The sequence below is a fragment of the Amycolatopsis xylanica genome (genome assembly GCF_900107045.1).
GTDB lineage: Bacteria > Actinomycetota > Actinomycetes > Mycobacteriales > Pseudonocardiaceae > Amycolatopsis > Amycolatopsis xylanica.
In genome coordinates this window covers 490,423-501,239 of record NZ_FNON01000004.1, presented here as the reverse complement: position 1 = coordinate 501,239, position 10,817 = coordinate 490,423, and the positions used below count along the sequence as shown (strand labels likewise).

The following is a 10,817-nucleotide window of genomic DNA, read 5'->3' as shown; positions in this document are numbered from 1 at the left end:
GCCAAAACACTCACGACCCCTGGTCTCCGGTGGCAGTCGCGGGCGAGGCGTTCCCCTGCCGAACCCAACGCAGTAGGTCAAGCGTGAAAGCCTGCGCGAGTGGTACCTCTGCTCCGTTAGACGCAGCGGAGTTACCACTCGCACAGCACCTTTGCCCTTCCCGTACACATGTTTGCCTGTCGCATACGGATTTTTGCCCACTGCGCACGCGAGTTTGCGTTTCCCGCGCGGCACCCAGACTGAGGTCGTGAGTGTTCCGGCCGGTTCTAACCGGCCGGAACACTCACGACCCCTTTAGGCCACGACGGCCATGCCGTGGGCGCCGCCGTCGGCCGCGAAGGTGTTGAGCACGGACAGGCCGTTGACGTCGATCACCGTGACGGTCCCCGAACCCGAGTTCGCGACGAAGGCGAGCGCGCCATCCGCCGTCGACCGGATGCTCAGCGCACCCGCCCCGATCGGAAGCCGCTTCAGCAGTTCGAGTGAGCCGGAGTCGTAGATCCGCAGCATCCCGTCACGCATGACGAGCCCCTCCGGTCCCGCCGAGGCGGGCACCTCGGAGACCAGGAGCCTGCCGGACGCGGTCGCGTGCACGGCCGTGACCGGCTCCTCGGTCTCGACGAACCGGGTCACCACGTCCTTGGCCGTGTCGATCACGAACAGGCCGTTCGCCTCGGTGCGGTCCGCGCCGCTGAAGACCGGGCCCGCGACGATGACCCGGTCGTCCAGCGCCGCGATGCCTTCGGTGCTCGGGACCTCGACGCGGGCGGTCATCGTGCCCCCGACGAGGTCGACCACCGAGACGAACGGGGTCTCCTTGTTGGCCGTGTAGAGCTTGGCGCTGTCCGGGGTGATCGCGAACCAGTGCGGGCCGTGGGCGTCGACCGGAATGCGGTCGAGGATCTTGCGGGTGGCCGGGTCGATCATGAGGATCGCGCCGGTGCGGCCTTCGCCGGACTCGACGGCGACGTAGAGGTTGTCGGTGGCCGCGTCCCACTGGAGGTCGTGGGGGCCGTGGTCGGGCGCGATGTCGATGACGTCGATCACCTTGCGGGTTTCGGCGTCGATCACGCTGATCAGGCTGGCGCGGCCGGAGTTCTGGAAGTACCAGCCCGACTTGTACGTGTGGCTGACGTAGATGAGCCCGCGCTCGGCGTCGAAGCAGGCTTCGTGCGGCTCGGGTGCGATGTCGAGCGTCTCAAGGCGTTCTCCGGTTTCGGTGTCGAGGAAGACGAGGGTCGCGTCGCGCTGGCAGGCAATGGCGAGTGTTGTCATGTCTTCGAAGCTAGGAGCGATCCCGGATTATCACCAGTGCAACGTTGTCAATGAGTAGTTGCACCTGTGATAATCGGCGACATGGAGCTGGACATGAACCTGGTCGTCGCGCTGGACGCGTTGCTGCGCGAGAACAGCGTCACCGCGGCGGCCGACGCGCTGCACACTTCGGCGCCCGCGATGAGCCGGACGCTGGCCAGGCTTCGCCGCGTGCTCGACGATCCGCTGCTGGTACGCGCGGGCCGGACGCTCGTGCCGACGCCGCGGGCGCAGGAGCTGCGGCCCGAGGTACGCGCTCTCGTCGAACGCGCGCGGGCGGTTTTCGCGCCACCGCAGGATCTTGATCCGTCCACAGTGGAACGCTCGTTCGCCATCCAGACCAGCGACGCTTTGCTGTCCATGGTCGCTGCCCCGCTGCTCAGCGACATCCGCCGCCATGCGCCGGGTATCACGTTGCGGTTCCGTCCGGAGTCCATGGAGGACACACCGGCCTTGCGCGAGGGCGCGATCGACCTCGAACTCGGCGTCATCGATCACGTCGACCCCGAGATCTTGACCGAAACGCTGAGCACTTCGACGATGACCGGCGTCGTGCGCGCGTCGCACCCGCTGGCGAAAGGCAAGGTCACCGCCCGCCGCTTCGCCGACGCCGACCACGTCGTGGTGTCCCGCCGCGGCCGCACCCGTGGTCCCATCGACGACCGTCTCGACGATCTCGGCCTGACCAGGCGCGTGGTCGCGGTGGTCCCCACCTACTCGGCCTCGATGTTCCTGGCCCGCGACACCGACGTCGTCTGCCTCGCCGCGTGCCGGATCGGCGCGGACTGGGTCGAGGCGCTCGGCCTGCGCACGATCGAGATCCCGCTCGACCTCCCGCCGATCGTCGTCGGCATGGCCTGGCACCCCCGCAACGACGCCGACCGAGCCCACCGCTGGCTCCGCGAGCGCGTCCGCGCCGTGCTGGCCGACTAGACGTCCTTGATGAGGATCGCGCGGGTGTAGAGCAGATCGAACCCTTGGCGCTGCACGTTCTCCTGCGACTTCGAGCCCGGCTGAGTGGTGACGACGGCGAGATCGCAGCCCTCGGCGTCGGCGAGCCTGGTCGAAAGCAACGCGGTCTGCACGCCGTGCCGCCGATGGGCTGGCAGGGTCGCCGCCCCGGTCAGCTGCGCGATCCCGTCGGTGACCCGGAATCCGCCGCCGCCGGCCACTTGGCCGTTCCGGAGCGCGAGGTAGCGCCGGACCCCGACGGCCGCGAAGTCGCGCATGGCGTTCTCGATGGTCTCGCGTGGGAAGGCCTCATGGGAGGCGACGCCTTGGCTGTCGGCCTCGGCGAAACTGTCGGCGACGACCGCCAGCCACAGTCCGACATCGTCGGTTCGCCGGACCTCGACGCCGTCCGGGGTGACGCGGTCGCGTGGCGGGCCGAGCGCGAGACCGAGGACGTTCTCGAACGAGACGAGCCGGTACCCGTGCGTGGTCAGCTGCTCGCCGACGGCCGGATCGGCGAGCTGGGAGAGTTCGACCTGGACGGGGGAGCCGTGCTCGGCGAACGCGGCCTCGACCTCGTCGAGCACGGGGACGCCGCCGAAGCCGAGCCCCGCGACCTTGTTGAACGGCGAGTCCGGCTCGGCGAAGCTCGCACTGCCGCCGGCGACCGGCAGCACGAAGCCGCGCCCGTCGCCCCGTCGCCGGTGAGCGGCCTCGCAGGCTTCGGCCATGAGCCGGGCCTCGGCTCGCTCGATGCGCTCGGCGAGCGCGATGTCGCAGAACAGCGGCACGGCTTTCCCTTCGTCGGTGGCGTGCCTACTGTGCCGGAGACCGGGCCACGGCGAAACCGGATTTTCCAGCAGAATTGAAAAACCGCCGAAAGAGCACACACAAAACCCGCACAAAAAACGCACAGGGCGAATTTTTGGTCACCTATTCGGATGACGACAGGTGATCATGGAACGTTCCTGTCGCACTGGGCGGTTAGGGTGAAATGCGCGCGTTCGTGATGAGGACGAGAGTCGCCAGAAAACACCACACCGCACCATTCCGGACCTCGTCCACCGTGAAACGCCCAACCTGAAAGCAGGATCTTGCCATGGCTCATCCGCATGCCGTGGCCATCCCGTCCGCGGCGGGGATCACCGCGTCGGTGTTCCCGGCGCCCGCCACCGCGATCCGCACCAACGATCCCGTTGCGGTGGCGGGAATCCGCGAGTTCGCCCGCTACCAGGCCGCCGCCGCGCGGACCATCGCCGCCATGATCCTGGGCGCCCCCGCGCCCGCCACCCCGTGCCTGATCGAAGGCGCGCTGAACGCCGCGACCGCGTGGCGCTACCGGGTCGCCGAGCAATCGGGGGAGACCGGGCTCCCGCGGTACCGCCTGCCGTTGACCACGGCCAGGTACCGGCGCATCGGCCACGTCGGCAAAGCCAGGGAAGGCGCCATCTGGCACGAGCCGACCGGCACCTACTTTGGCGGCCTCGCCACCCCGGCCTACCACACACTCGGCCTGTTCGGCCGCTACGCCGCCACCCGGTTCGCGGAGGCGGAATCCTGCCGTGACACCTTGCGCAACCAGCTCACCCTCCACAATGGAGCCATCATCGCCGGAGGTGCGCTGCTCCGCCGCGCGGCCGCCGCGGACGTGGCGGACCTGGTCAGCCGCAGCGCGGCGTTACGCGGCGAGACAGGGAAAGCCGAGACCGGCGGCAATGCGATGTACGCGGTCAGCGCCCCGCCCGCCGACTCCGAGGCGATCAACGAGGCGGCGGCCTCCGCGCTCGCGGACGCGTTGAACGCCGCGGCGGACAGCGACATCGATACCGCGAGCAGGCTCTGGGCGCTCGGCGCGTACTGCCTTTACCAAGCGCCGCGGACGGCTCGTGGCGCCGACGCGGCCTGCCGGGTCGCGCTGGCCGCGCTCGGCGCGGTCGCGCTGCGGCGGATTCCTTGGCTGCCGCACGACATCGACCTGCGTGCGCAGGTGCTGGAGCAGGCCGTCTTCGTCGAGCAGCTGATCGCTACGCACCACCGTCACACGGGGTTCGTGACTGTCGCGTCCGGGTAGCGAGGATGGCGTGTGGTGGGCTGGCCGGTGTGGGCTTGGCCGAGTTCGATGGGTTGCTGGGGTCGTGAGCGTTCCGGTCGGTTCTCTTTGGCTGGAAAGTCAGACGTGGCGTGGTCTGGTGGCGAGTTGATGTTCGCGAGTGGACGAATCTGGACGTTGTGCGGCCAGATTCTTCCGTTCGCCGCGGCTAGCCACCTGCGGGGAAGGTCAGGCCGGTTGACTGAGTAGGAAATGGGTCGTTCAACGCCGCAAATCCCCCACAGTCAACCGGCTTGACTTGTGGGCTGGGGGTCGTGAGTGTTCCGGCCGGTTAGAACCGGCCGGAACACTCACGACCCACCCACGCAGGCCCCTTGCGCGCGCCCGATTTGGTGAGGGAGGCCCTCACCCAGCCGGACTGGGTGGGGGAGGCCCTCACCAAATCGAACTGGGTGGGGGAGGCCCTCACCCAGACGCGCAGACACACCACATTTAGCCTTGCGCGCAAAGAGAACCCCCCGCAACCCTCACGACCCCCCGCGCAGGTAAGAGAAACGAGAGCGAGTGGTGACTCTGCTGCAGCCAACGCAGCAAAGTCACCACTCGCGGCTAAGCCGAACCGGCCGAACTTACTTGTTGGTGCCGGGGGTGAGGACCTTGTCGATCACGAAGACGGTCGCGTTCTTCGTGGGGATGTTGCCGCACAGGATCTTCGCGCCGTTGACGGTCAGGTTGTCGCCGCTGCCCTCGATCTTCAGCGTGCCGGCCTTGGTGTCGAGCGAGGTCAGGGAACCGGCCGCGGCCAGGCCCTTGGCGTCGTAACGCTTGCCGACGACGTGGTACTGCAGGATCGGGGCGAGCTGGTCCGGCTTGCCTGCCAGCTCGGCGAACTTGGCGTCACCGAGCGCGGCGAACGCGGGGTCGGCGGGCGCGAAGACCGTGATGGCTTCGGCGCTGTTGAGCGTGTCGACGAGGTTGGTGGCCTTGACGGCGGCGACCAGCTTGGTGAGCAGGGGGTTGGTCGACGCGGCCGAGGCGACCGGCTGCGGGCCCATGGAGTCGAGGGAGCCGGGCGCGTTTCCTTGCGGGAGCTGGGAACACGCGGGGCCGAAGACGTCGGCGTTGGTGGTGACGCCGGACGCGGCCGCGGACGAGGACGGCGCGGCCATCGACGACGACGGGGCGGGGGCCGGTGCGCTGGAGTTGCCGCTGTTGGAAGCCGTGTCGCTGCCACTGCACGCGGTCAGCGCGAGCGCTGCGATGGCGGTGATACCGATGCCAGCGGTACGGAGCTTGTTCATGAGTGCCTCATTCGGTGATTGGTGGTGCTCTCGCAGGGGATTCGGCGCCCGGTCGGACCCGGATTGGTCCTTTTCGAAATTTCTTTTCAGGCGCCCGTCAGGGTGGCGCTGTGCCAGCCGGTCGCGCCGTCCGGTACGGTGCCCGCGCGGGCGTCGGTCTGGGTGTAGCCGGATTTGTCGGTGGCGCGGCAGAAAACCTGGTGGACGCCCTTCGGGATCTGCACCTCGGTCCACCACATCCGCCAGGTGTTGATGTTGACCTCGTGCGACAAAGTGGTTTCCTGCCAAGGGCCTTGGTCGACCTTGACCTCCACCTTCGCGATCCCCGTGTGCTGCGCCCACGCCACCCCGGAAAGCCGGACCGTCCCGGCCGTGACCGTGGCGAAGCCGCGATGTGAGTCGATGCGCGATTCGGTTTTGATCGGCGCCTGCTCGGCCCAGCCGCGTTTGAGCCAATACGACTGCCGTGATTTCCAGGTGGTGACCTCGATGTCGACCACCCATTTCGTGGCCGAAACGTACCCGTAAAGACCGGGCGTGACCAAACGAGCGGGGAAGCCGTGTTCGAGCGGCAGCGGCTCGCCGTTCATGCCGATCGCGAGCATCGCGCCGCGCGTGCGGTCCCGTGCGGCGGCGACCGGCGTGCCGGAGGTCCAGCCGTCGACGCTGGTGCAGAAAAGCTGTTCCGCGCCGGGCTGGATGCCCGCTTCGTCGAGCAGGTCGGCCAGGTCGACGCCGATGAAGTTCGCAGTGGACACATAGTCGCCACCGACCTCATTGGACACACAGGTCATCGTGATCGTGCGCTCCACCAGCGGCCGGTCGCGGATGTCGTCGTAGCTGTACCGCATCTCCTTGCCGACCATGCCGTGCAGGCGCAGGCTCCAGTCCTCCGTCCGCACCTGCGGCACGGTCAACGCGGTGTCGACGCGGTAGAACCGCTGGTTCGGCGTGAGGAAGGCGGGCGTGCCGAGCTTCGCGAAGTCGGCGTCGGCCGGGATCGCGGGCGCCGAACGCGCGGGCACGAGCTTGCCGACGGCTTCCCGTGACGCGGTCGCGTCGCGGGTCGAGCTGATGAACTGCCCGCCCAGCCCGGCGACACCGGCGCCCGCCACCACGCCCGCGCCGCTGATCAGGAACGCACGCCGCGAGTTCCCGGCCTTCTCACCGGACTCGGTCTGACGGTAGATCCTCGGTGCTTTACCATGCAGGAAAAGGAATACGGCCACACCGGTCACCACGCTCGCCAGCGGAGCGAGCAGCGCGACCGTGCCGAGGTTCGGCCGCGAGTACACCGCGACACCGCCGACAAGTCCGAAAAGGACGATCACGGTCACACCGGGCGCCGTCGAGCGCGCCGACAGCACCCCGGCGAGCGCCGCGACCCCGATCATGGTCAGCGCCATGCCGCCGAGCAGCACCAGCTTGTCGTAGGTGCCGAACGTGCGGACCGCGAAATCCTTCAGCTCGACGGGTGTGAGGTCGATCGCGCCGTTGCCCACCGCCAGATAGGGCGACGCGCTGACGTTGATGAAGCCCGCCACCAGATGCCCGGCGGCGAGCGCGGCCGCCAGCGCGAGCACCCCGGTCGCGGCGGCGGAGAACAAGCGCAGCCGGGGCGGCGCGCTTTCGGTTCGCTGGTGGGTCATGCGGGGCATTCGGCGCGCCGGGCACCCCGTATTGGTCGCTAGGCCGATCAGGTGACGTGCAGCTCGGCCAGAATCCGCTGGGCCGCGCGTACCTCCTCGACCGGCGAGCCCGAGAGCGAGACCCGGACGCTGTCCCCGATTCCTTCCTTGAGCAGGAAGCCGAAGACCAACCGGAGCTGGCGGCGCCGCGCGGCCGTCGTCGCGTCGCCCGCGACTTCGAGGTGCAGCGGGTAGTCGACACGGCGCGCGAGTTGCCGATACGCCGACGCCATCACCAGCGGATCGGTGTGGTGCACCGAGACCGTGAGATCGCGGAAGTCGTGCGCCTCGAACAATGCGCAGGTCTGGGCGGCGGCCTCGGCCAGCGCCTCCGGGGTGGCACGGCCGTATTCCGCCACCAGCCGCCAGTCGAGCGCTCGCGCGGTGACACCGACGTGGACCGGGATTCCCGCCGTGACCAGGCCCTCCACCGTTTCGGCGAATTCCTCGATGTCGCCGGGATTCACCCGCACCGCGGCGCAGGAGGCGTCGAGCGCGGACAGCAGCCGCCAGCGCTGGAAGCCCGCGTCCGCGACGACCGGGAGCGGCGATCCGGCCACGATCGAGGGCAGCGCGCCCGCGCCGTCGGCCGAGGACACCGCGACCCGCACCAGCGCGCACCCGGCGTCCGCGAGCGTCTCGATCTGGCCCAGTGCCTCCGCCGAGGAGATCACCTTGGCCTGGACCGCGACCGGTGCGCCGCCGCCGACGGGCAGCCCGCCGACCATGACCTGACGGGAAGCCCGGCGTAGCGCGGCCGTCATCGGCCCACCGGCTGTCCTAAAAGGATAGTCTCACCCGCCGGTCCCATTTCCACTTCGACAGTCACCGCTGAACCTCCCCGTTTCGGCGACGGTGACGTTAACACCGTCGCCGGGTAACCTGAAGTCCCACAAGAGTGCTGGTGGACGCCACTTTCTTCACTCGAACAGCGGACAGGGCACACCATGGGTAGCGGCATTTTCCCGCTCGGCTGATTTCAGGCCCCGAGAAACGATCAACTGTCGTTTTCTTGCTCCATTAGTGAGCGCGGAATATCAACATTTGTGCGGCTCGAGTGCGTTTTCTGGGCGAACCGGGCGTTTCCATTCCGCCGCCTTCGTTGTCACCCGTTGGTGACCGGCGAAGGGCGTAGGCGACGATTGTGCGTGGCAGCGCGGTCCTCGCAGCGCCCGGCCCGACCGGGCGGCGGCCAGGCGCGAGCAGGGCTGTCGCGCTCAGAAAGAAGTCCAGCCCCCGGCCGTCGAAGCGGCCGGGGGCTGGACCTGTCCTACGACTGTCCTAACAGGATCAGACGTCGTAGCGGTCGAGGTCCATGACCTTGACCCACGCCGCCACGAAGTCCGTCACGAACTTCTCCTTGGCGTCATCGCTCGCGTAGACCTCGGCGAGCGCGCGCAGCTCGGAGTTCGAGCCGAACACGAGGTCCACCCGGCTGCCGGTCCACTTGACCTCGCCGGTCGCGGTGTCGCGGCCCTCGAAGGACTCGGCGTCGGCCGAGGTCGGCTTCCACTCGATGCCCATGTCGAGCAGGTTCGAGAAGAAGTCGTTGGTCAGCGTCTCCGGCGTCTCGGTGAGCACGCCCACCGTGGAGCCCTTGGTGTTCGCGCCCAGCACGCGCAGGCCGCCGACGAGGACGGTCATCTCCGGCGCGCTCAGCGTGAGCAGGTTCGCGCGGTCGATCAGCAGGTACTCGGCCGGGAGCCGGTGACCCTTGCCGCGGTAGTTGCGGAAGCCGTCCGAGGTCGGCTCCAGCGCGGCGAAGGACTCGACGTCCGTCTGCTCCTGCGAAGCGTCCGTGCGGCCCGGGGTGAACGGGACCGTGACGTCGTGGCCCGCGGCCTTGGCCGCCTTCTCCACGGCGGCGGTGCCACCGAGCACGATCAGGTCGGCGATCGAGACCTTCTTGCCGAAGGACGACTGGATCCCTTCGAGCGTGCGGAGCACGGTCGCCAGCGACTCGGGGTCGTTGACCTCCCAGTCGCGCTGCGGCTCGAGACGGATGCGGCCGCCGTTGGCGCCACCGCGCTTGTCACTGCCGCGGAACGTCGAAGCCGACGCCCACGCCGCGGAGACCAGCTGCGAGACCGACAGGCCCGAAGCGAGGATCTGCTCCTTGAGCGAGGCGATGTCGGCCGCGTCGATCAGCTCGTGGTCGACCGCGGGGATCGGGTCCTGCCAGATCAGGGTCTCCTGCGGCACCAGCGGGCCGAGGTAGCGCTGGATCGGGCCCATGTCGCGGTGCGTCAGCTTGTACCAGGCGCGGGCGAACGCGTCGGCGAACTGGTCCGGGTTCTCCAGGAAGCGGCGCGAGATCTGCTCGTAGACCGGGTCGACGCGCAGCGACAGGTCGGTCGTGAGCATCGTCGGCGGCCGGACGAGCGAGCCGTCCTCGGGGTCGGGGATGGTGTTCGCGCCGGCGCCGTCCTTGGCGACCCACTGGTGGGCGCCCGCCGGGCTGGAGGTCAGCTCCCACTCGTACTTGAACAGGTTCTCGAAGAACTGGTTGCTCCACCGGGTCGGGGTGGAGGTCCAGGTGACCTCGAGACCACTGGTGATGGCGTCGCGGCCCTTGCCGCTGCCGAAGCTGTTCTTCCAGCCGAAGCCCTGCTCCTCCAGCGGCGCGCCCTCGGGCTCGGCGCCGACGTACTCGTCGGGGTTCGCCGCGCCGTGGGTCTTGCCGAAGGTGTGACCGCCCGCGATCAGCGCGACGGTCTCCTCGTCGTTCATCGCCATGCGGCGGAAGGTCTCGCGGATGTCGCGCGCGGCGGCCAGCGGGTCGGGGTTCCCGTTGGGGCCCTCGGGGTTGACGTAGATGAGGCCCATCTGGACCGCGCCCAGCGGGCTCTCGAGCTCGCGGTCACCCGAGTAGCGCTCGTCGCCGAGCCAGGTGGTCTCCGGGCCCCAGTAGACGTCCTCGTCCGGCTCCCACACGTCGGCGCGGCCACCGGCGAAGCCGAAGGTCTTGAAGCCCATGGTCTCCAGCGCGCGGTTACCGGCGAAGATCATCAGGTCGGCCCACGAGATCTTGCGGCCGTACTTCTTCTTGACCGGCCACAGCAGGCGCCGTGCCTTGTCGAGGTTTCCGTTGTCCGGCCAGCTGTTCAGCGGGGCGAAGCGCTGCATGCCCGCGCCCGCGCCGCCGCGGCCGTCCTCGATGCGGTAGGTGCCGGCGCTGTGCCACGCCATGCGGATCATGAAGGGGCCGTAGTGGCCGAAGTCCGCCGGCCACCATTCCTGCGAGTTCGTCATCACCGCGTCGACGTCCGCGGCCAGCGCGTCGAGGTCGAGCGAGTTGAACTCGGCGGCGTAGTCGAAGTCCTCGCCCATGGGGTTGGCGACGGCCGGGTGCTTACGAAGGATCTTCAGGTTGAGCTGGTTCGGCCACCAGTCGCGGTTGCTGCCGCCCTCGGTCGGGTGCTGGATGCGCCCGTGTGCGACCGGGCACCCGCCCGCGCTCTCCACGTTCATCTCGCCGACAACGGCGTCAGGACTGTCAGACACAGAAATCCT

8 protein-coding genes are annotated in these 10,817 nt (G+C 68.9%); 2 read left to right on the top strand and 6 right to left on the bottom strand.

The genetic code is table 11. From position 1 onward, the window contains the following. Nucleotides 1-294: 294 nt before the first annotated feature. Nucleotides 295-1,275, bottom strand: a complete 981-nt coding sequence (locus BLV57_RS21220; protein ID WP_091291340.1) for a YncE family protein — start codon at nt 1,273-1,275, stop codon at nt 295-297. Between the two features lie 81 nt (nt 1,276-1,356). Here BLV57_RS21220 and BLV57_RS21215 point away from each other — a divergent pair, with 81 nt between their 5' ends. Then, complete coding sequence (locus BLV57_RS21215; protein WP_091291339.1) at nt 1,357-2,247, top strand: LysR family transcriptional regulator; 891 nt, start codon at nt 1,357-1,359, stop codon at nt 2,245-2,247. On the opposite strand, the gene BLV57_RS21210 is transcribed toward BLV57_RS21215, so the two are convergent. Then, on the bottom strand, nt 2,244-3,056 hold the full coding sequence (locus tag BLV57_RS21210; RefSeq protein ID WP_218134850.1) for a GNAT family N-acetyltransferase: 813 nt from the start codon (nt 3,054-3,056) through the stop codon (nt 2,244-2,246). The genes BLV57_RS21215 and BLV57_RS21210 overlap by 4 nt on opposite strands. A gap of 308 nt (nt 3,057-3,364) precedes the next feature. Here BLV57_RS21210 and BLV57_RS21205 point away from each other — a divergent pair, with 308 nt between their 5' ends. Continuing rightward, nucleotides 3,365-4,336, top strand: coding sequence for a hypothetical protein (locus BLV57_RS21205; protein ID WP_091291338.1), 972 nt, complete (start codon nt 3,365-3,367; stop codon nt 4,334-4,336). A 608-nt stretch (nt 4,337-4,944) separates the two neighbouring features. On the opposite strand, the gene BLV57_RS21200 is transcribed toward BLV57_RS21205, so the two are convergent. From BLV57_RS21200 to katG, 4 genes are all read right to left on the bottom strand, one after another. After that, the gene (locus BLV57_RS21200; RefSeq protein WP_091291337.1) at nt 4,945-5,616 is read right to left on the bottom strand and encodes a fasciclin domain-containing protein; all 672 of its coding nucleotides are present in this window, start codon (nt 5,614-5,616) and stop codon (nt 4,945-4,947) included. An 86-nt stretch (nt 5,617-5,702) separates the two neighbouring features. Next, nucleotides 5,703-7,265, bottom strand: coding sequence for a molybdopterin-dependent oxidoreductase (locus BLV57_RS21195; RefSeq protein ID WP_176968734.1), 1,563 nt, complete (start codon nt 7,263-7,265; stop codon nt 5,703-5,705). A 47-nt stretch (nt 7,266-7,312) separates the two neighbouring features. Further along, nucleotides 7,313-8,068 carry a flavodoxin-dependent (E)-4-hydroxy-3-methylbut-2-enyl-diphosphate synthase gene (locus tag BLV57_RS21190; protein ID WP_091291335.1) on the bottom strand — a complete coding sequence of 252 codons (756 nt, stop codon included), beginning with the start codon at nt 8,066-8,068 and terminating at the stop codon, nt 7,313-7,315. A gap of 526 nt (nt 8,069-8,594) precedes the next feature. Then, the gene (gene katG, locus BLV57_RS21185; RefSeq protein WP_091291334.1) at nt 8,595-10,808 is read right to left on the bottom strand and encodes a catalase/peroxidase HPI; all 2,214 of its coding nucleotides are present in this window, start codon (nt 10,806-10,808) and stop codon (nt 8,595-8,597) included. Between the last annotated feature and the right edge of the window lie 9 nt (nt 10,809-10,817).